18 protein-coding genes are annotated in these 22,921 nt (G+C 27.3%); 12 read left to right on the plus strand and 6 right to left on the minus strand.

Features of this window, described 5'->3' with window-relative positions:
- Positions 1 to 46 precede the first annotated feature (46 nt).
- From QP548_RS05295 to QP548_RS05320, 6 genes are all read left to right on the plus strand, one after another.
- On the plus strand, positions 47 to 2,392 hold the full coding sequence (locus QP548_RS05295) for a helicase C-terminal domain-containing protein (protein ID WP_061427963.1): 2,346 nt from the start codon (positions 47 to 49) through the stop codon (positions 2,390 to 2,392).
- Positions 2,393 to 2,591: 199 nt separating this feature from the next.
- Positions 2,592 to 4,580: a YgiQ family radical SAM protein gene (locus tag QP548_RS05300; protein ID WP_061427962.1), complete on the plus strand. Its 1,989-nt coding sequence runs from the start codon at positions 2,592 to 2,594 to the stop codon at positions 4,578 to 4,580.
- A gap of 291 nt (positions 4,581 to 4,871) precedes the next feature.
- Positions 4,872 to 7,799, plus strand: a complete 2,928-nt coding sequence (locus QP548_RS05305; RefSeq protein WP_075808108.1) for an acyl-CoA dehydratase activase-related protein — start codon at positions 4,872 to 4,874, stop codon at positions 7,797 to 7,799.
- A gap of 8 nt (positions 7,800 to 7,807) precedes the next feature.
- Positions 7,808 to 9,070 (plus strand): 2-hydroxyacyl-CoA dehydratase, encoded by a 1,263-nt coding sequence (locus tag QP548_RS05310; RefSeq protein ID WP_061427961.1) that lies wholly within the window; start codon positions 7,808 to 7,810, stop codon positions 9,068 to 9,070.
- Positions 9,071 to 9,316: 246 nt separating this feature from the next.
- Positions 9,317 to 9,994: a response regulator transcription factor gene (locus QP548_RS05315; RefSeq protein WP_003453585.1), complete on the plus strand. Its 678-nt coding sequence runs from the start codon at positions 9,317 to 9,319 to the stop codon at positions 9,992 to 9,994.
- A complete protein-coding gene (locus tag QP548_RS05320) occupies positions 9,981 to 11,417 on the plus strand; it encodes a HAMP domain-containing sensor histidine kinase (protein WP_061427960.1) in 1,437 nt (478 codons plus the stop codon). Before QP548_RS05315 ends, QP548_RS05320 begins: the two co-directional genes overlap by 14 nt.
- A 33-nt stretch (positions 11,418 to 11,450) precedes the next feature.
- Here QP548_RS05320 and QP548_RS05325 read toward each other — a convergent pair whose 3' ends face one another.
- A complete protein-coding gene (locus QP548_RS05325; protein WP_061427958.1) occupies positions 11,451 to 12,029 on the minus strand; it encodes a metal-binding protein in 579 nt (192 codons plus the stop codon).
- 313 nt (positions 12,030 to 12,342) lie between these two features.
- On the opposite strand from QP548_RS05325, the gene yjeM reads away from it, so the two are divergent.
- From yjeM to QP548_RS05340, 3 genes are all read left to right on the plus strand, one after another.
- Complete coding sequence (gene yjeM / locus QP548_RS05330; RefSeq protein WP_003456419.1) at positions 12,343 to 13,839, plus strand: glutamate/gamma-aminobutyrate family transporter YjeM; 1,497 nt, start codon at positions 12,343 to 12,345, stop codon at positions 13,837 to 13,839.
- Between the two features lie 114 nt (positions 13,840 to 13,953).
- Positions 13,954 to 14,364, plus strand: coding sequence for a hypothetical protein (locus QP548_RS05335; protein WP_003453591.1), 411 nt, complete (start codon positions 13,954 to 13,956; stop codon positions 14,362 to 14,364).
- A 49-nt stretch (positions 14,365 to 14,413) separates the two neighbouring features.
- Positions 14,414 to 15,190 carry a putative ABC transporter permease gene (locus QP548_RS05340; protein WP_061427956.1) on the plus strand — a complete coding sequence of 259 codons (777 nt, stop codon included), beginning with the start codon at positions 14,414 to 14,416 and terminating at the stop codon, positions 15,188 to 15,190.
- Between the two features lie 29 nt (positions 15,191 to 15,219).
- Here the strand turns inward: QP548_RS05340 and QP548_RS05345 are convergent, their stop codons facing one another.
- The gene (locus tag QP548_RS05345) at positions 15,220 to 16,482 is read right to left on the minus strand and encodes a VanW family protein (protein WP_061427954.1); all 1,263 of its coding nucleotides are present in this window, start codon (positions 16,480 to 16,482) and stop codon (positions 15,220 to 15,222) included.
- Positions 16,483 to 16,738: 256 nt separating this feature from the next.
- Between QP548_RS05345 and QP548_RS05350 the strand changes: the two genes are divergently transcribed.
- Positions 16,739 to 17,641: a DUF2156 domain-containing protein gene (locus QP548_RS05350; protein ID WP_061427951.1), complete on the plus strand. Its 903-nt coding sequence runs from the start codon at positions 16,739 to 16,741 to the stop codon at positions 17,639 to 17,641.
- Between the two features lie 58 nt (positions 17,642 to 17,699).
- Here the strand turns inward: QP548_RS05350 and QP548_RS05355 are convergent, their stop codons facing one another.
- The 4 genes from QP548_RS05355 to QP548_RS05370 all read right to left on the minus strand — a co-directional run bounded on the left by QP548_RS05355 (position 17,700) and on the right by QP548_RS05370 (position 20,447).
- The gene (locus tag QP548_RS05355; protein ID WP_003456426.1) at positions 17,700 to 17,897 is read right to left on the minus strand and encodes a hypothetical protein; all 198 of its coding nucleotides are present in this window, start codon (positions 17,895 to 17,897) and stop codon (positions 17,700 to 17,702) included.
- Between the two features lie 18 nt (positions 17,898 to 17,915).
- Positions 17,916 to 18,104: a VWA domain-containing protein gene (locus QP548_RS05360; protein WP_003481264.1), complete on the minus strand. Its 189-nt coding sequence runs from the start codon at positions 18,102 to 18,104 to the stop codon at positions 17,916 to 17,918.
- A 238-nt stretch (positions 18,105 to 18,342) separates the two neighbouring features.
- Positions 18,343 to 19,074 carry a type 1 glutamine amidotransferase gene (locus tag QP548_RS05365; RefSeq protein WP_061427949.1) on the minus strand — a complete coding sequence of 244 codons (732 nt, stop codon included), beginning with the start codon at positions 19,072 to 19,074 and terminating at the stop codon, positions 18,343 to 18,345.
- 17 nt (positions 19,075 to 19,091) lie between these two features.
- Positions 19,092 to 20,447, minus strand: coding sequence for a Mur ligase family protein (locus QP548_RS05370; protein WP_164791431.1), 1,356 nt, complete (start codon positions 20,445 to 20,447; stop codon positions 19,092 to 19,094).
- Between the two features lie 260 nt (positions 20,448 to 20,707).
- Here QP548_RS05370 and manA point away from each other — a divergent pair, with 260 nt between their 5' ends.
- On the plus strand, positions 20,708 to 21,685 hold the full coding sequence (gene manA, locus QP548_RS05375; protein WP_061427947.1) for a mannose-6-phosphate isomerase, class I: 978 nt from the start codon (positions 20,708 to 20,710) through the stop codon (positions 21,683 to 21,685).
- Positions 21,686 to 21,944: 259 nt separating this feature from the next.
- The gene (locus QP548_RS05380; RefSeq protein ID WP_061427946.1) at positions 21,945 to 22,859 is read left to right on the plus strand and encodes an undecaprenyl-diphosphate phosphatase; all 915 of its coding nucleotides are present in this window, start codon (positions 21,945 to 21,947) and stop codon (positions 22,857 to 22,859) included.
- Positions 22,860 to 22,921: the final 62 nt, after the last annotated feature.

Consider the following 22,921-nt stretch of genomic DNA (forward strand, 5'->3'; position numbering starts at 1 on the left):
TTATGTGATAGAGTTTATATATACACAGTGAAAATGGGTGATTTAAGTGAAAAATGAATTAATAAAGATTTCTATAAGAAATTTAGTTGAATTTGTTTTAAGAAGAGGAAGTATAGATAGTCGTATAAAAGCATCTGTAAGAGCTTTAGAGGGAATAAAGGGACACAAGAAAATACAGAGTTCTTATTCTGAAAAGGATAGGGCTGAAGTTACCTTAAAAGAGGATATTGATTTTGAAGATTTTACTTTAAGGGTAGAAGGTAGAGCAGATGGAATATTAGAGGAAAATGAAAAAATAATTATTGATGAAATAAAAACTACTACAAAAAATGTAATGGATATAGATTATGATTTTAATGAATTGCATTGGGCTCAGGCTAAAGTATATGCTTATATATACAGCAAAGAGAAAAATTTAGACTCAATAATAGTCCAGTTAACGTATTACAATGTTGAAAATTTTGGAACAAAGTTTTTAAGGAAAGAATATAGTTTTCATGAACTTAGAGAGTTTTTCTATGATTTAATAGAAAAATATAAAGAATGGATAATTTTAGAGAAAATTTGGATAGACTTTAGAAATGATTCTATAGAAAGTTTTAATTTCCCTTTTGAGTCTTATAGGAAGGGACAGAGAGAACTAGCTATTAGAGTTTATAAGGCTATTACAGAGGGGAAAAAATGTTTTGCAGAAGCACCTACTGGCACGGGGAAAACAATGTCTACATTATTTCCTGCAGTAAAAGCTTTAGGAGCTAAGGAAACTCAAAAAATTTTTTATATAACGGCTAAAACTACCACAAGAGAAATTGCAAATAATACTTTGCGTATTATGAGAGAAAAAGGATTAAATCTAAGAAGTGTTAATATAACTGCAAAGGAAAAATGTTGCAAGATGGAAGAAAAAAAGTGTATTCCAGAATATTGTCCTTATGCTAATGGATACTTTGATAGGGTTAATATTGCTTTAAAGGAAGCACTAAAGCATAAGGAAGAATATGATTTAGAATATATAAATAAATTATCTGAGGAATATAATATTTGTCCCTTTGAATTTTCTCTTGAGCTAAGTAATTTTTGTGATGTAGTAATATGTGATTATAATTATATATTTGATCCTCAGGCTTCTCTAAAGGGAATATTAGAAGGGAAAGCCAAGGATTATACAATTTTAATAGATGAAGCTCATAATCTTTTAGATAGGGGAAGAAGTATGTATTCTTCCAAAATATTTAAAGATGATTTTTTAAAACTAAAAAGAGAATTTAAAAGTAAGGATAAGGGAATATATAACTCTTTAGATAGGGCTAATAAATATTTAATAGAAAAAAGAAAGGTTTTAGAAAATTTAGAAACTAAAAGTCTTGTAGAAAAGGAAGAACCAAGTGATTTATATGGAATTTTAAGAGGCTTTTTAGAAAAGGTAGATATTTATGAGAGTAAATCTAGTGAAGAAAATTCAAATCTTTTAGAGTTATATTTTAATGTGTATGAATTCTTAAATATATGTTCTTATTATGGAGAAGATTTTACTACTTTATATAAATTAGATGGAAATAATTTAGAATTATTAATTAACTGTTTAGATCCATCTAGGATACTTAAAAGTATAATGAATAGGTTTAAATCAGTTATAATATTTTCAGCTACTCTCCTTCCTATTGAGTATTTTAAAGAACTTTATGGAGCACAGGAAGGGGATTATTCTGTTAATTTAACTTCTCCCTTTGATTATAAAAATAAGCTTACTATAGTTGGAAAGGATGTATCAACAACCTATTCTAATAGAAAGAGAACTCTTCCTAAAATAGTTAATTACATAATAGAATGTGTTAAAAGCAAGAGAGGTAACTATCTTGTATTTTTTCCTTCTTATGAATATATGTGGATGGTTCATGAGGAAATTAAAAAAAGAGAAGTTGATTTTAGTTTAGTAGCCCAAGGGGATCATATGAAGGAAGAAGAAAAAGAAGAGTTTTTATCTTTATTTAAAGAAGGAGGAGAAAAAACACATCTTGGCTTAGCTGTTTTAGGGGGGCATTTTTCAGAGGGCATAGATTTAACCTTAGATAAACTTATTGGAGTTATAATTATTGGAGTTGGTATGCCTAAAATTTGCTTAGAGAGAGAAAGTATAAAAGAATATTATAATTCTATAGGTAAAAATGGTTTTGACTATGCCTATGTTTATCCTGGAATAATTAAGGTGCTTCAAGCAGCTGGAAGATGCATTAGAACAGAAAAAGATAAAGGGGTAGTACTTTTATTAGATGATAGATACTTTACAAATAAATATAAGAGGCTACTTCCAAGAGAGTGGTTTTTAAATATTTTAGTAGAAAGTGAAGAAGGAATTAAAAACACTTGCAAAAATTTTTGGAAGGAAGTTTAAAGGAGCTGCAAAAAAATATAACAATAAACCTTATAAACATATTGAGAAAATAATATATTTCTCTAGAAAGTTTATTTACACTATTTATAAGGTTTACTAAAAATTATTTTGATACAGACTCTTTTTAATGTTATAATCATATGAAGATTTATTTAGAGGAGTTTTAAATAAGCTTAAGAAGAGACAAGTAGGTGAAGAAATGAGTGAAAATAAGTTTTTGCCAATTTGCAAAGATGATATGATAGAAAGAGGATGGGAACAATGTGACTTTGTATTAGTTACAGCAGATGCATACATAGACCATCATAGTTTTGGTACAGCAATTATATCTAGGGTTTTAGAGAATGCTGGATATAAGGTTGGAATAATAGCTCAACCAGATTGGAAGAGCGTTGATGACTTTAAAAAATTAGGTAGACCAAGATTAGGATTCTTAGTTAATGGTGGTAACATGGATCCTATGGTTAATCACTATACAGTAAGCAAAAGGTTAAGAAAGAAAGATCTATATACTCCTAAGGGGGAAATGGGTAAGAGACCTGATAGAGCTACAATAGTTTATTGTAATAAAATAAGAGAAGCTTATAAGGATGTTAACATAGTAATTGGTGGAATTGAAGCTAGTTTAAGAAGATTTGCTCATTATGATTACTGGGATAACAAGGTAAGAAAATCAATATTAGTTGATAGTGGAGCGGACCTTTTAGTATATGGAATGAGTGAAAAGCAAATCGTTGAAGTGGCTGACTTCTTAAATCAAGGATTTGATGGAAAGTACATAAGACATATACCAGGAACATGTTACATAGCCGATAGTTTAGATGAAATCTATGAGGAGCATATAGTTCTGCCATCATTTAAAGAAGTTTCAAGTGATAAGAGAACTTATGCAGAATGCTTTAAAATTCAATATGATGAGCAAGATCCTGTAAGAGGAAGAACTTTAGTTCAAGAACATAATGGAAAATATGTTGTTATAAATAAACCAGAAATGCCTCTTTCAAGGGAAGAATTAGATAGAGTATATGCTCTTCCATATCAAAAGACTTACCATCCTATTTATGAGAAAGATGGTGGTATAGCTGCTATTGAAGAGGTTAAGTTTAGTTTAGTAAGTTCAAGGGGATGCTCAGGAAACTGTTCATTCTGTGCAATAACCTTCCACCAAGGAAGAATTGTAACTAGTAGAAGTGAAGATTCTATAGTAGAAGAAGCTGAAGAAATAACTAAATATGATGATTTTAAAGGATATATACACGATATAGGGGGACCTACAGCTAACTTTAGAAAGCCAGCATGTAAGAAGCAACTAACTTTAGGAGCTTGTAAACATAAAAGATGTATGTCACCAGGTATATGCAAGAACATGGAGGTAGATCATAGAGAATACCTTCATTTATTAAGAAGAGTAAGAAAATTACCAGGAATTAAAAAGGTATTTATACGTTCAGGACTAAGATATGATTATATAATGGCAGATAAAGATGATACTTTCTTTAAGGAATTAGTTGAGCATCATGTAAGTGGTCAATTAAAAGTTGCACCAGAGCATGTATCTCCAAATGTTTTAAAATACATGGGTAAACCAGCAGGAAAAACTTATGATGAGTTTAGAAGAAAATTCTTTAGAATCACAGAAAGATTAGGAAAGAAACAATTCATCATTCCTTATTTAATGTCAAGTCATCCAGGATGCAAGTTAGAAGATGCAATTATGCTTGCTGAATATTTAAGAGATATAAATTATCAACCAGAGCAAGTACAAGATTTCTATCCAACACCAGGAACATTATCAACTACAATGTTCTATACTGGATTAGATCCTTTAACAATGGAAGAAGTTTATATTCCTAGAAGTAAAGAAGAAAAGGCAATGCAAAGAGCTTTATTACAATTTAAAAATCCAAAGAATTATAACATAGTTTATGATGCTTTAGTTAAGGCTGGTAGAGAGGATTTAATTGGTAATGGTCCAAAATGCTTAATTAGAGATAAAAATAGCTTTGGGAAAGGAAATAATCATAGTAATCACAAAAGTGGTGGAAGAAAGAGTAGAAATGAGAATAGCGGAAGAAGAGAGTCAGAAGATAAGAAAAGAAGTTCTCATAGTAAGAAACAAAGAGGAAACAAATCAAGAGGATTTGAGCAAAAGAGCCAAAGAGGGTCAAAAGGAAAGAAAAGAAGATAATTAAATATAAGAAAGGTGGTTATTGAGTTTTTTGCTTAATAACCACTTTTTATGCATATATTTACAGTTAATAAGTAATCTTTATTTTAATGAGAATATAGAGTAATTTTTAAAAGTAAATTTAAATTTTGCTTGTTATTAAAACTTTTAATTAGATGATATAATTAAATAATTATGATATAGTTAATAAAGAGTTAACGAAAAATGAATTGTTTCTTCAAAATTTATTCATATTTTTGCATGATAATTAATAAAAATATATCAATTATTAATAAAGAGGTGACATTAACTTTGTATTACAAAATAGGTATTGATGCAGGGTCTACAACCTTAAAGTGTATAGTCTTAAATGAAGAGGACAAGATACTTTACTCAAATTATGAAAGACATTACTCTAAGGTAAGAGAAAAGCTAATCGAAGAACTAGAAAATATAAAAGGGATAATTGAGAATAAAAAATTTAAGATAGCTATAACTGGATCTGCTGGTTATGGAATTTCAAAAGAGTATAATTTACCTTTTGTTCAAGAAGTATTTGCTACAACTTTAGCTATAAAAAGATATTATGATGATGTGGATGTGGCAATAGAGCTTGGAGGAGAAGATGCCAAGATAATTTTTTTAACTGGTGGTTTTGAGGAGAGAATGAACTCAAGTTGTGCAGGGGGAACAGGAGCTTTTATAGATCAAATGGCTCACCTTATGGGGCTTACTGTAGATGAAATGGACAACTTAAGTCTTAAACATGAGAATATATATGAGATTGCTTCAAGATGTGGGGTTTTTGCTAAAACTGATATACAACCTCTATTAAATCAAGGAGCAAGAAAAGAGGATATTTCAGCTAGTGTATTCCAATCTGTTGTAAATCAAACAATAGGTGGACTAGCACAAGGAAGAAGTATTGAGGGAAAAATAATGTTTTTAGGAGGACCTTTATATTTCTGTAAGGGACTAAGAGAGAGATTCATAAAAACATTAAAATTAAAGGATAATGATGTTGTTTCTCCTGAAAATGCACAGGTTTTTGTTGCTATTGGAAGTGCTATATATTCAAAGGAAAATAATAAAAAATATGAATATTATGAATTATTAAATATAATAAAAGAAAATCATAATGAAATATCAACTATGAATATAATAGATCCATTATTTAATTCTGAAGAAGAATATAATGAGTTTAAGGAAAGACACCAAAAAGCTAAGGTTAAAGTTAGTGATATAAATAATTATACTGGAGATGCCTACATAGGCATAGATGCTGGAAGTACTACAACAAAGGTTGTTTTAATAGATAAAGAGGATAATATTTTATATGAATATTATGGATCTAATAAAGGAAATCCTATTGAAGTTGTAAAAAAAGAATTAAAGCATATTTATAATATATGTGGAGAAAAAATTAGGATAATGGGTAGTGCAGTTACTGGCTATGGAGAAGAGCTAATAAAAAAAGCCTTTTCAATTGATTTTGGAATAGTAGAAACTGTAGCTCATTATATTGCAGCAAGTCATTTTAATCCTAAGGTAGACTTTATTTTAGATATAGGTGGACAAGATATTAAATGCTTTAAAATAAAGGATGGCATTGTAGCCAATATAATGCTAAATGAAGCATGTTCATCTGGATGTGGTTCATTTATAGAAAGTTTTGCTAATCAAATGGGATATGATGTAGAAACTTTTTCAAAACTTGGTTTATTTGCGAAGCATGGTGCAGATTTAGGATCAAGATGTACAGTTTTTATGAACTCATCAGTAAAACAAGCACAAAAGGAAGGGGCTACAGTAGAAGATCTTTCAGCTGGACTTTCCGTAAGTGTTGTTAAAAATGCTCTTTATAAAGTAATAAGAGCAAAAAGTCTTGATGAATTAGGAAGAAATATAATTGTTCAAGGGGGAACCATGTATAATGATGCCATCCTTAGAGCCTTTGAAAAAGAGCTTGGTATGAATGTTATAAGACCTAGTATATCAGGACTTATGGGAGCTTATGGATGTGCTCTTTATGCAAAAAGAAAAAATTTAAAGGAAAGTAAGATAATTTCTAAAGAGGATTTAGAGAGTTTTACGCATAAATCCAAAATAGCTAAATGTGGATTATGTACTAATAGATGTAATTTAACAATAAATATCTTTAATGATGGAGAAAAATATATTTCAGGAAATAGATGTGAAAAACCAACTGGTAATAAAAAATCTGAAAGTATTCCTAATATGTATCAGTATAAATATAAAAAGTTAAGAGAATATGAATCATTAGATGAAGGAAAAAGAGGAACTATAGGATTACCAATGGTATTAAATATGTATGAAAATATTCCTCTATGGGCTACATTCTTTAAAGAGTTAGGCTTTAAGGTGGTTTTATCTGATGAATCAAATAAGAAGATGTATTTAAAAGGGCAACATACAATTCCATCAGATACTGTGTGTTATCCAGCGAAATTAGCTCATGGTCACATAGAAAACTTAATAAGTAAAAATATAGAGCATATATTCTATCCATGTATGAGTTATAATTTTGACGAAGGTATATCAGATAACTGTTTTAATTGCCCTGTTGTAGCTTATTATCCAGAACTTTTAAAGACAAATGTAAAAGAGTTAGATAGCAATAACTTTATGATGGAATATTTAAGCTTAAACAATAAAAAATTATTAAGCAAACAACTTTATGAGATTTTAAATAAAACTTTTGGAGATATAAAACAAAAGGAAGTTAAGAATGCTTTAGAAAAGGCTTATATAGAGTATGATAAATATACTAAGCATATAAAAGAAAAAGGTGAAGAGTTTATAGAGTATGCTAAAAATAACAATAAGAAGGTTATAGTAGTAGCAGGAAGACCTTATCACATAGATCCAGAAATAAATCATGGAATAGACAAGGTTTTAAGTAGCTTAGGAATTGTTGTTTTAACAGAAGATTCTATTGAAGTAAGTCATGAAAAGCCAAAGGTTAATATATTAAATCAATGGACATATCAAGCTAGATTATATAATGCTGCTTATTATGTTGCTAAAAATAAAGATATGGAACTTATACAATTAGTTTCCTTTGGATGTGGAACAGATGCCATAACTTCTGATGAAGTTAAAGACATACTAGAGAGAAATAACAAAATATATACTCAATTAAAAATAGATGAAACTAATAATTTAGGCGCAGCTAAAATAAGGATAAGAAGCTTGCTAGAGGCTATAGCACAGGAATAGGTGATAGAATGGAAATGGAAAATAATAAAAATTTTGCAGTATTTACTAAAGAGATGAGAAAGACTCATACTATTTTAGCTCCTACAATGTTGCCAATACACTTTAAACTTTTATCTGGAATAATGAAAAAGTACGGTTATAAATTAGAATTTTTTGATGGTGATACAAATAGCGCTATTGAAGAAGGATTAAAAAGTGTTCATAATGATATATGCTATCCAGCTATGATTGTAATTGGACAACTTATGGAAGCTTTAAAAAGTGGAAAATATGACCCAGACAAAACGGCTTTAATAATGAGCCAAACTGGGGGCGGATGCCGTGCATCTAATTATATACATTTGTTAAGAAAGGCACTAAAAGAAAATAACTTAGAGCAAGTTCCAGTAATTTCTTTAAATGCAAGTGGATTAGAAAAGCATGAAGGGTTTAAAATGTATCCAGGCTTATTAATAAAATGCATATATGCTCTTTATTATGGAGATCTGCTTATGTATATGTATAATCAGTGTAAATCTTATGAGATTAATAAGGGTGAAACAGATAGGGTTTTAGATAAGTGGATTGAGGTTTTAAAAGAGAAGTTTGAAAGCTTAAAATATTTAAAGGTAAGAGAACTATATAAAAATATAATTTTAGATTTTTCTAAGATAGAACTAGAAGAAACTGAAAAAGTAAAGGTTGGTATAGTAGGAGAAATTTATTTAAAGTATTCTCCTTTAGGAAATAATAATTTAGAGGAATTTTTAAGAGAAGATAATGCTGAAGTTGTTATGTCTGGTGTTACGGATTTCTTCATGTATTGTCTATCAAATTCAGAAATAGATTATAAATTATATGGAATGAAAAAAGTTTCAAGTAAATTTACTAAAATTGGATGTTCATATTTAGAGCATTTACAAAATGTTATGATAGATTCAATAAAAAAATATAGTAAGTTTAGAGCACCATCGCCATTTAAGGAATTAAAAACTTCTGTTGAAGAGTACATAGGAAGAGGCGTTAAAATGGGTGAAGGGTGGCTTATGACTGCCGAAATGTTAGAACTTATAAATAGTGGTGTAAATAATATAGTTTGTGCTCAACCCTTTGGATGTCTTCCTAATCACATAGTTGGAAAAGGTATGATTAGAGGAATTATGGAGAAACATCCAGATGCTAATATAGTTGTTGTAGATTATGATCCATCTTCAACGAAGGTAAATCAAGAAAATAGAATAAAATTAATGTTAGCTAATGCTAAATTAAGTGAATATATATTAAATAACTAATAAATATAAGGTCTCAAATAAGGAATTGTTTTTTATTTGAGACCTTAATCTTTAATATTTTAATTTTGTAAAGAATTTTTATTAGTTTTATTTAAAAACTTGATTCTAATTTGTATAAAGAAGCAGAATACTATCATAAGTTAAAGATTAAGCTTAAAAATATCTTAAATAATATAATTTTAAGTTTAGTAAAGGTATGGTTTAATATTATAATGTATTTAAGGAATTACTATATAGGAGGGGAATATGAATATTTTAATAGCTGAGGATGAACAAGATATAAGAAATCTTTTAGAATTGCATTTATTAAAGGAAGGATACACTGTATTTAAGGCTGTAAATGGATTAGAAGCCTTAGATATCTTAAAAAAAGAACACATACACTTAGCCTTATTAGATGTTATGATGGATGGAATAGATGGCTTTAATCTATTAAAGATGTTAAGGGAATGGAGTCAGATTCCAGTTATATTTTTAACTGCTAAAATTGAGGATGATGATAAAATATTAGGTTTAGGCTTAGGTGCTGATGATTATGTTATAAAACCTTTTAAACCTGTAGAACTTATGGCTAGGATTAAATCAAATTTAAGAAGATGCTATAAATATTCTGGAGAAAATGAACTTATAAAAATAGGAAATTTAGAACTTAGCAAAGAAGGATGTACAGTAAAAAAAGATGGAGAAATAGTAACTTTAAATGCAAAGGAATTTAAGATTTTAGAAATGCTTATGAGCAACATTGGAAGAGTGTTTACTAAAAAACAAATATATGAAAATGTATGGCAAGAGGAGTATTTAGGTGATGACAATACTATAATGGTTCATATAAGCCACTTAAGGGATAAGATAGAAGAAGATCCTAAAAATCCTTGCAAGATAAAAACTATAAGAGGGATAGGATATAGGTTTGAAAAAATTTAATCTAGGAAAAAACAGATATAAGGTATCAAATATATTACTTAGGAATTATCTAAAGGTATTTTTACTCATAACCATTATAACTGCTACTATATTTATAATTTCTTTTATTATAGGGGTTAGTATATATTTAAAAAGTGAGCCAATAGAAACTGAAGCTTCTAAAATACTTGCAGGAGAAATAGAAAATAAAGATTATAACAGTATAGGTAATCAAGATTATGTAACAGAACATGGTGGATGGATTGAAATTATAGATAAGGACCTAAACATAATAGAAACAATTGGAAATCAACAGGTGAAAAGAGATAAATATTCTAGTGAAGAATTCAGTAAAATCTTGGTGGATGAAATGCATGGAATTAATATAGATGAGGATTACTTATCTTATACTGGCTATAGTAAGGAAGGAAGATTTTTTGTAATTACTAGAATACCTGAAGAAAACTTCGGGAAGATTTTCACTAGAAATCCTAAAATTGGATTTAAGATATTTGTATATATTATGATTTCTTTATATATCTTTATTTTTACAATGAGTCTAATACTTTATTCAAAATTAACTTCTAAGACATTTACTAAACCTTTAGATAAGCTTATGAATGGAGTTAGGAAATTATCCTTAGGAGATTATTCTACTAGAATTAACATAGAAAAAAACAATGAGTTTGAGGAGCTTGGAGAGGCTTTTAACAATATGGCTTCTAAAATAGAAGAAGAAAAGAAATTAAAAGAGAAATCAGAAAAGCTAAGGAAAGAATTTGTTAGAAATATAGCACATGACCTAAAGACTCCCTTATCAAGTATAATAGGATATTCCAATATTATAAAAAACAATCTAGATATTGAAAAAGAGTCTTTACATAAATATATAAGTATAATTGAGAGCAATGGGGAAAGAGCAAATGAAATGATAATGGAACTATTTGAGTTTTATACACTTCAAAGTTCTGAATTTATTCTACATAAAAAATATCAAGATTTAAGCGAATTTTTAAGAAATTTAATTGCGGATTACATATATCTTTTAGAAGAAAAGGACTTTGATTTTGATTTTGAAATAAGTGAAGATGATCTTTACTTAGAATTTGATAATAAAAGACTTGAAAGAGCCATAGGCAATTTAATAATAAATAGTGTTAAATATAATAAAAAAGGAACTAAGTTTTTAGTAAGTCTAAAAAAAGAAGAGGATAAAGTTAAAATAATAGTTAGTGATGATGGTATAGGTTTAAGTGAAGAAATAAAAAAACATATCTTTAATCCTTTTGTTAGGGAAGAAAAATCAAGAAATTCTAAAAAGGGTGGTTCAGGGTTAGGATTAACCATAAGTAAAGAAATTGTAGAAAAACATGGAGGAACAATCTACTTAAGTGATGTCCCTTTAAAAGGATGTAATTTTGTTATAGAATTACCAATAAAATAAAAAGGCTTAGCTTTAATAGCTAAGCCTTTCCTATTATGCAACCCTTCTTGTAGGTCTTTTACTTCTACTATATTTCTTACTTGATTTTCTCTTTTTATAAGAGAATTTCTTTTTAAAATAACTATATATCATATCAGTTATGGTATGAAGACCAGAACCTAAAAATAAGGCTAAAGCTATATTACCAAATAAAACTTTATTCTTTGACATAAAATTAAAAACTAACTTTAACATTTCTGGTGTAGATATATTAATTATGGAAAAAGAATATAACAATGAAGAAATTGTTATAGGGATAATAGATACATAAAGTATTCTTATTATAGGTCCTAATATAAATCCGTGTGTAAAAACACTTCTATGTTCAAATAGTTTTTGGTATGGAATCCAAATAAACTTTAAATACCCCCATCTTCTAAATTCTCTACTTTTAATATCTAAATCTCCAGAAAACATATACCCACCAAACATATATACAGATACGCCTAATATTGTAAAGGCAAGGCTACTTCCTAAGTCTTCTAAGAAGATCATATTTATAAATAAAAAGAAAGAAGCTATAAAAGGGGTCATAATAACCGTAATTTTGTCATGTGTTTTTCCTGCTGCCAAAATATCACCCCACAAAAAAATATTTATAATAATAATATAACATATTTTGTGATAATATCACATAATTTATTACATTAACAAATTAAAACTTTTATTTTGAATTATTTTATCATAATATATATAGTAATTTAATTAATAAAAAAACCTTTGATTTTCTGAGGATATTATAATAATAATAAATTATTAACTAAATATTAATAATTTATTATTATTTAGTTCAAAAATTATTTAAAATATTTAAATTTTATGATAAGATGATATATTATATGTATAAAAATTTTATAACTTAATAATTTAACCAAGGAGGAAAAATATGAGCTCAGAACATAAAAGTAAATTGTCTTTAACAGCGCTTATATTAATGATTTTCACATCAGTATATGGTTTTGCTAACATGCCAAAAGCCTTTTATTTAATGGGGTATAGTGCTATTCCATGGTACATAATATCAGCCTTAGCTTTCTCAATTCCATATGCTTTTATGATGGCAGAATATGGAGCAGCATTTAGAAAGGAAAGAGGGGGAATATACTCATGGATGGCTAAATCTGTAGGACCTAAATATGCCTTCATAGTTACATTCATGTGGTATTCATCAAATTTAATATGGTTAGTTAGTAACTCATCATCAATATGGATTCCTTTCTCAAATGTTATATATGGAAAAGACACTACAGGAACATGGTCTTTACTTGGATTAAGTGTTCCACAGACAATGGCTGTATTAGGATCAATACTTATAATAGTTATAACTTATGCAGCATCTAAAGGATTAAAGAGTATAACAAAGGTTACTTCAATTGGAGGAACTGTTGTTGCATTATCAAACATAGTACTTATTTTAGGAGCAATTATTGTTTTTGTAAGCAATGGATTTAAACCTGCTGAGGTAATAAATGGGTCTGCCTTTGTTCATGCACAAAATCCATCTTACCAATCACCAATAGGTGTATTAGGATTTTTAGTTTTTGCAGTTTTTGCTTATGGTGGACTAGAAGCTGTAAGTGGATTAGTTGATGAAACTAAGGATGCTAAAAAGAATTTTCCAAAGGGATTAATGATTGCATCTATAATAATAGCCGTTGGATATGCTGTTGGAATACTTTGTGTTGGATTATTTACAAATTGGCAAGAAGTATTATCAGGGGATAATGTTAACTTAGCAAACGTAGCATATATAGTAATTCAAAACTTAGGTGTAAAATTAGGTCAAGCTTTTGGCATGAGTACTAATGCTTCACTTCAATTAGGAGCTTGGTTTGCAAGATACATAGGTCTTTCAATGATGTTAGCCTTAATGGGAGCTTTCTTTACATTAAGTTATGCACCTATTAAACAATTAATAGAAGGAACACCTAAAGAAATCTGGCCAAAAAAATGGACTGTGTTAAATGAAAATAACATGCCAGTTAATGCAATGTGGGTTCAATGTATAGTTGTTGTTATATTTATATTAGTAGCTTCTTTTGGTGGAGAATCTGCAAATAAATTCTTTAGTTATTTAATATTAATGGGTAATGTGGCCATGACAATACCATATATGTTCTTATCTGGAGCTTTCCCAGCATTTAAAAAGAAAAAACATATAGAAAAACCATTTGTTATGTATAAGTCATATAAATCATCATTAATTTGGTCAATAATAGTAACATTTACAATTGGATTTGCAAATTTATTTACAATAATAAAACCTGTTATTCAGGATAAGGATTATACAGCTATGGCATTCCAAATAACTGGTCCAATAGTTTTTTCTATAATTGCTTTTATACTTTATCATAATTATGAAAAGAAAATGAAAAATAAATAATTTAAAACAACATCTTTTTAAGATGTTGTTTTTCTTATATTTTCTTAATATGGATTCTTATTGAATTTATGTAGTATAATTATTTTAACAATAATAAAATGGAGAGTGTAGCATATGAAGAAAAAAACATTAATTATTCTAGGTGTTATATTGATAGTATTAATAGGAGTAGGATTTTATTTTTTTAGTAACCAATCTACATATAAAGTCATTATTAATAATAAGACTAATAAAGAAATAAGTGGTTTACAAATAAGTTATAGCAATAACAGTAAAAATATTAGTGTACCAAGTATAAAAGCAGGTGGTTCAGAGGAGGTAAAGGTAAAAGCAGAGGGAAATGGTTCTTTAGTTATGTATTATACAGATATTTTAGGAGATTCTCATAAAGAAATATTAGCAGGTTATTTTCAAAAAGGATCCGAGGGAAAAGTAGTAGTAAATATTACAGCAGTAAATGACTTAGGCATATATGGCATGGAAATAGCTTCTCCTGAAGCAGAGAATATACTAAATAATCAGTAAACTATGAAAGGAAGTGAGTTAAAAAGAGAGGAATTCTCTTTTTATAGTTATGGAAAACATTATATATAATATTTTGTATATAATAATATATAGCTTTTTAGGATGGTGCTGTGAAGTTATATATTGTTATATAATAGATCACAAGTTTACAAATAGAGGCTTTTTAAATGGGCCACTATGCCCTGTATACGGATTTGGAGCTTTTTTTGTTTTAACATTTTTAGATATGTATAAAAGTAATGTAATATTAGTATTTATATTAGGAATAATAATTACATCAGTTTTAGAGTATATTACCTCTTTTTTATTAGAAGCAGTATTCCATACGAAGTGGTGGGATTATTCAAAACATAAGTTTAATATACATGGAAGAGTGTGCTTACTTAATTCCACACTATTTGGTATATTATCAGTAGTATTAGTTGAGTTTATAAATCCTATTATAGTTGATTTTGTTAGTAAGTTTCCAGAAAAGATAGTTTTTATTGTAACAATAATTTTAACAGCTATAATTGCTATTGATTTTGTAGTAACAGTACAAGCTATGCTTAAATTAAATTCAAAACTACACAATCTTCAAGATTTATCTAAGGAATTTGAGAAGTTTGGAATCTCCTTTATAGATAAGACTGAGAAAGAATTAGAACTTACTATGAGCAAATTTAAACGTGAGTCTAATTTAAAAGAAGAAATGTTAAATAGAGCTAAAGCTTTAAGAAGAAATAATATTCTTCAAAGAAGACTTTTAAAAGCATTCCCTAATATGAAACATAAGAGATATAATGAATTACTACAAAAATTAAGAAAAGAAGATAAATTAAAATAAAGGAAGCCAATTAATTGGCTTCCTTTATTTTAATTATATTTGTCCTTTGATAACACTTCTTTTTTTACTAATACTCCATTTTCATAAGTTTCCTTATAAGTTGTTGATGACTTAGGTCCATGTTGATCTACAGATATAACTATTTCTTTTCCTGGGTCTTCTTTTATACCCCAAATGTTAGATTTAACTTGTCCAGAAGAAGTTATATAAGTTTGAACAATAACTGGATTATTCATATTATTTTGAAACTTAAAGTCAATAACTCCACTTGCCATGGTAGCATCTCTACCTATAGGAGCATAAGTTACTGGAAGGCTGTGAGGAGCTCTCTCAACTATTTTTAAGTCAGCATATAATACTGAGTTATAAAGAGTTGTAACTCCTTGACATATTCCACCGGCTAATATATCTACTACTTTGTTTCCAATATAACCAGGGGCATAAGTATAACCATTACTTTCAGTTCTATCTTCTCCTTCTTTATCAGCAGAAAAAATATCTCCTGGCATTAATATAGTACCATTAAGCTTACTTAAATAATTACTAATATTTTTAGTACGTCCACCTGTTAAACTAGGAAGTTTAGTAGTATAGGATCCTAAAATAACCATGTTATTAACAGTTTCTTGAGTTAATTTAGGTTTTATTTCTTCCACAGGTATATTAATAGTATAATTTAGACTATCATGACTATTATTTAAATCATTAACTATTTCAGAAGTAAGCTTTTCTAAGTCAAGCTTGTACCCAATTTGTTCTTTAGTTGCTGATATAGAATCATTTGAAAAAGAAATAGTTGGTTCAACCTTTTCTTTATCGATTTTATTACTTATTTCAGAAAGTTTTTCACTTAAAACCTCTGAATTTGATTGAGGTTTAAACTGAAAATATTTAGGATTAGATTTTAAATTTAATCTTTCTATTGTATTAGAAAATATATTGCTATTTTTTCCGAAAGAAAAAACCTGATTAGATAAATTATTAATATCAAAGAAAAATCCTAAATCTTTTGCTGAAAAAGTTTCATTAAAATTGTCTTTATAATTAAATGTTATTTTAAAATTATTTAATAAATCAGAGTAGTGCTCATTTAATTTTTCCTTTAAATCTTTCTCATTTAAATTTGACACATTAATGTTTTCAACATAAATTCCTTCATAAGTAACATTTTTACTAGAATAAGTTTTAAATAAAACTACAGAAATTAAAATTAAGAATAAAGCTATAAGTACTAGTGAAATTTGTAGTGCTACCTTTTTTGAATTTAATTTTTTTATTCTCTTACTTCTCACCTTTATTACCTCAACTATTATTAATTAATATTATAAAACTATACGAGTATAACTTAACAAATAAATATAAATAAAATGTGTAGATTTTACATAATTTGCTTTATTCAAATAGTTTTAATTATGTAGTAAAAAAATTTTATGTTTAGTAGATTTTATATTAACCTTCTTTAATTATAATATAAAATATTGAAAAAATATACAACTCTGAGGGATTTTTCATATTATATTTAATAAGCTATAAATTTAAAGAGGAGTTATGTTTAAAAAAATTACTTTAAAAGATAAATCTCTTTATTACAAATATATAGATAAAAATAAATTTCTAAGCTGCGAATATTCTTTTGCTACACTTTTTATGTGGAAAGACTTTAATAATATAGAATATGATATAGTAAATAATATTTTTATTATTAAAAAATATGATAAAAATAATGGTAATTTTTTTATGGAACCTTTAGGTGATATAGAGAATAGTGATTTAATAAATGTTATTGACTATTTAGAATTTATAAGAAAAAAAGAAAATAGTAAATGGTTATTTGGAGATGTAAGCATAAATTTTCTTAATAGGTTAGAAGCTATATATAAAGAAAATTTAATTTTTGAGGAAGAAATAAATAACTTTGATTATGTATATAACTTTGATGATTTAAGAAATTTATCAGGAAGAAAATTTAGAAAGAAAAGAAATAAATATAATCAGTTTATTAAAAATTATAATTATAAAACCGCATTCTTTAAAAGTTTTTTAGATAATAAAGAAAGGGAGGAATGCTTAGAACTTTTAGATAAGTGGTCTTTAGAAAATAAAGAAATAGATGAGGAATTTTTAGCTGAAATAGATGGAACAAGAAACTTAATAAATTATTTAGGCCAATTAGACTTAGATTTAATAAAACTTTATGTTGACAATAAATTAATAGGAATTTCTATAGGGGAGGGATTTAATGATAGCACATATATAGTTCATGTGGAGAAGTGTTTAAGAGAATTCAAAGGAGCCTATGCTTTTATAAATAATGAACTATTAAAAAATTCTTTTTTATATTTAAAATATGTTAATAGAGAAGAGGATTTAGGGGTATTAGGATTAAGAAAATCAAAAATGTCTTATAATCCAAAGTTTTTTGAAAGAAAATATTTAGTTAAAATAAAGTGAGGTAAAACTACCTCACTTTATTTATATTTTATGTTTAGTTATATAGTTAAAATTTATTTTATTCTTTAAATCCATAGAATGAAGTTTTTGTCATATCTACAGATTTATTTATATTATTTAATGTATTTTGAATAAGTTGTTTGTTTTCATTCTTTTCAACTGTATTTAAAGCTAAATTTATATATTCTTGAGCATGAAGAGCATTTTTAACTGCCAAATTAAGTTCTCTTTTTATATTTTTATTTGAGTCTCCCATAACTAACACTCCTTAATATTAATCTTCATAATTATTATAATTATTTTGAGCATGTTCTATAGCACTAGCAACTGTTTTTAATGCTGCATGTACTTCTGTTTTATTTTCTTCTTCCTTTAAGTTCATATATGCATTATTTAAGTGATTTTGGCAAGAACAAAGTTCATCAATAGCAAGTCTAAAATTATCCTTTGCATTATGTTTCATAAATAACACCACCTTTAATTTTTTTCAATTATAGCTTGTGTATATTTAGTAAAATAATAAGTGGAAATAAGATTAATTAGTTCCTTACAATTCCTTTTACAAATTTAATAGTATATTTATTTTTTACATATAAAATATTATCTTAAATAATATACTCGTAAATGATTATTAAAATAAACAAACAAATAAAAATAAAAAAATAGAAAAAACAGAGAAAAATCTCTGTTTTTAAAAAAAATTACTTATTTTCATTATTTAATCTATCTATCATAACATTCTTAGCTTTAATTTCAAAAGTATCATCTAAAGGTGATAATGAAACATCATCATATTTATTACTAAGAGCTAATGTTAAAATTCTATCTGCAAGCTCTGGATTCTTAGATAAAAGTGATCCGTGGAAGTATGTACAGAAAGTATTTTTATAAATACATCCCTCATAACCACTTTCCCCATTATTTCCATAACCATGAATGCATTTTCCAAGAGGTTTTAAATCTCCAATAAATGTTCTACCAGAGTGATTCTCAAAGCCAACATAAGTTTCATCAAATTCTTCGTTATGAATTACTGTGTTACCTATGAATCTAGTGTCTCCACCTTCAGTATATATATCTAAAATTCCTAAGCCATCTATTTTTTCTCCAGTAGGGGCAGTATAATAATTACCTAAAAGTTGATATCCACCACAGATAGCTAAAAGAACTTTTCCTTCTTCAACATATTCTTTTAGAACATCTTTTTTTAGGTTTATTAAGTCATCAGATACTATTGATTGTTCAAAGTCTTGACCGCCACCAAAGAATACTATATCGTAATTATCTTTATCAAATTTATCACCCATAGAAACATTTATTACATTTACTTTGATTCCACGCAATTTTGCTCTATGCTTTAATATTAAAATATTTCCTACATCTCCATAAACATTAAGTAGATCAGGATATAAGTGACATATATTTAATTCCATATGAATCTCTCCTTTAACTACCAAAGCTTATCAATATAACCTTTGGAATGTAAGTATTTTCTATAGTTAATCATAGCAGTATAAGTTGCAAGGATATAAACCTTGTTTTCCTTAGAATTTTTGATTGCCTCTGTTAAGCCTTCAAAATCTTCTTTTATTAAAAACTTTTCAACTGGTAGATTAGCAATTTTCAATCTTACAGCCATATCATAAGCTCTCATTCCAGAGATAAATATTTCATTTAAGTCCATTGAATTTAATTTTTCAAAATCAACATCCCAGATCCAAGAAACATCCTTACCATCTGCATAATTATCATTTAATAAGAATGCTGCAGCAAAGCTTTCTGAATTCAGAAGAAGAGTATCTAAGGCTTGATTATATCCAGCTGGATTTTTAACCAAGATAATTCTAGCTTCCTTATCTCCAATTTTTATTGTTTCCTGTCTTCCAAAGGATGAACTTTGATTAGAGAATGATTTTTGAATAACTTCATCATTAATATGTAATTCTTTTGCAACAGAATAAGCACATAATGCATTGTATATGTTATAAGTACCAGGTTGAGTTATTGTGAATAAACCACCATTTATAACAACCTTAGAACTTTCAGGGGTAAGTTCTACTATTTCTTCTACTTTATATTTTAAATCTTCTCTTTTGAATCCACAGTTAGGACAGTAGAAACTTCCAAGATGATTGTATGTTATAAAGTTATAAGAATAAGGCTCTTTACAGAACTTACAGAACTTAGCATCAGCATTAATTTCTATATTCTTGTTTTTATTTGGAGAAACTTCGAATCCATAATAAACTTTAGGGTTTTTAACATCAAGTCTTCCTAATAAAGATTCATCTCCATTTAAAAGAAGAGTAGTACTTGGTACTTTAACAACTCCTTCTAATATTTTATTAAGAGTAGTATAAACCTCTCCATACCTATCTAACTGATCTCTAAAGAGATTAGTTACAGTTATTATTTCTGGAGTTATATACTCTGTTATAAATTTTAAGTTAGCTTCATCAACTTCAATTACTGCATATCTTTCTTTATTTGAAGAGAATTTGTAATTAGCTACGAATGTACTAACTATTCCTGGATAAAGGTTTGCTCCAGTAGCATTAGTTATAACATCTAATCCATTACCTTTAAGGACATTATATATCATTGAAGTAGTAGTAGTCTTTCCATTAGTTCCAGTAACTAAAATAACTTTATAATTTTTAGAAACTACTTTTAAAATGTTTCTATCGATTTTTAAAGCTACTTTACCTGGAAAGTTAGTTCCACCTTTAAAAACTTTCTTTGAAATAAATTGTGTCATTTTAGATAAGATTATGCTTAGATAAGATTTAATAGCTATTTTAAACACCACCTTACAATTACTTTTTAGTCAATCTTCTTAAACTATTATAGTATAGCACAAAGTATTTAATTTACCAATACAGTAATTTATTAATAATAAGTAGGGATTTTTTATTATTAGTAAATTAAATGTATTTATTCTATACTTACTAGAAATTTTACAATGCAATATATGTAGAAATATTGTATTATATATAGGAAGGATATAATTAAATAGAATTAATTATACAAATGACTACAAATAAACTAGACTAGGGGGAATACTAAATGTATCCAATAAGATTTGAAAACTTATACTATGATAAAGTTTGGGGTGGAAGAGATTTCGAACTTTTCAGAGACAATATGCCAGAGGGAATGATAGGAGAAACTTGGGATGTTGCTTGTCATCAAAATGGAATGAGTATAGTTGAAAATGGTGAATATAAAGGGTTAAGATTTGATGAGTTAATAGATAAATTAGGAAGTGACTTAGTAGGTACTGAAATATCAAAAGAGAAATTTCCTCTACTTATAAAATTAATAAACGCTAAAGATAAATTATCAGTTCAAGTTCATCCAAATGATGAATATGGTATGAGAGTTGAAGGAGAGCTTGGAAAAACTGAAATTTGGTATGTTGTTGAAGCTTTTGAAGGAGCTAATTTAATAGTAGGAACAAAGGATTGTACTAAAGAACAATTTGTTAAAGCTATAGAAACTGGTGAATTTGATCAGTATTTAAATAGAGTAGAAGTTAAAAAAGGGGATACTTTCTTTGTAAGAAGTGGACTAGTTCATGCTATATGTGAAGGTGTTATAATAGCTGAAATCCAACAAAATAGTGATACAACTTATAGAGTATATGACTATAACAGAGGAAGAGAAATCCATGTTGAAAAAGCTTTAGATTGTATCGATTTCTCATTAAAAGGAGAAAAAGCTAAGGGATTAAAAGTTTCATATGATCAATATGATAAAACTTATCTTTCACTATGTGAATATTTCTCATTAGAAAAATATGATATACATGGAGTATGTGAAGAAGAGAGTGATAAAGAAAGATTCTTCATATTTACATGTGTTGAAGGAGAAGGAATCATAACTTCAGAAGAAGGAGAATTAGCAATTAAAAAAGGAGATAGTATATTCATACCTGCATCTTTAGGAAAATATTCTTTAAAAGGAAACATGACATTATTAAAGAGTTATGTTCCAAAAGAAGGTGCTGTTGAAAAGGAAATACTTTCAGTAGTAAAAGCTTAATAAGATTTATTAAGAAAATCAATAATATATTTAATTGTATAATTTAAAGAAAGAGTATATGAAAACTAATTTAAAATAATAAATGATTATGAATTACTTTTAGAATAAAAAGCATAAAGTAATAATAATTTACAAGAATTATTAATAAAATTAGTTTTAGATATACTCTTTTATTTATATTTATGTAAAAGTGGACAAATTTAACTAATGAAATTATAATAAAAAAGTAAAACTTAATTATTAGAAAGCGAGTGTAGTTATGGGAATTGATTTTTTATTCATACTTAAGGCCTTAATAATCGCAATTGTTGAAGGTCTTACTGAGTTTGTTCCTGTTTCCTCAACAGGACACATGATTCTAGTTGGTGACCTTATTCACTTTAATACACAATCAGGTGGATTTCCTGAAATGTATGAAGTCGTTATTCAATTAGGTGCCATACTAGCAGTTGTAGTATTATATTGGAGAAAGATAAGTAGCTCAGTAGTTGAGTTTTTAAGTTACATATTTTCATTTATCGGATTAAAAACATCAGGCGATAAAAGAAAATATGAAAAAAGACTTGCAGAATCAAAAACTGGTTTTAGATTTGGTATAAATGTAATTATAGCTACTATACCAGCAGCGATTTTAGGGTTCTTATTTGATGATGAGATTAATAAGTATTTATTTTCAACTAAAACTGTAGCTGTAGGATTCATAGTAGGTGGTATATTACTTATAGTTATAGAAAATAACTTTAGAAAAAGAGCTAAAAGAAGTAAGATTGTAAAAGATATTGATAAAATGACATATGGACAATCATTACTAGTTGGATGTTTCCAATGTTTATCTTTATGGCCTGGAATGTCAAGAAGTGCATCAACAATAATGGGAGGATGGATTTCTGGATTAAGCACAACTGTTGCTACAGAATTTACATTTTTCTTAGGAATACCAGTTATGGTTGGGGCATCAGGATTAAAATTATTTAAATTTGACTATTCTCAAATGGATGGAACTTATTTAATTGCCTTAATCTTAGGATTTATAGTTGCATTTATAGTTTCATTAGTTGTTATAGATAAGTTTATAAATTACTTAAAGAAAAAACCTATGAGAGTTTTTGCTATATACAGAGTATTTGCTGGTATAGTATTAGCTATTTTAATATTTACTAAAGTAATTAGTTAACAAAAAAGACAAGGATAAAATTCCTTGTCTTTTTTTATCGAAGCAAATGATAATTTTACTAA

It is taken from the genome of Clostridium sp. UMB9555A (genome assembly GCF_030222355.1).
Taxonomy (GTDB): domain Bacteria; phylum Bacillota; class Clostridia; order Clostridiales; family Clostridiaceae; genus Sarcina; species Sarcina perfringens.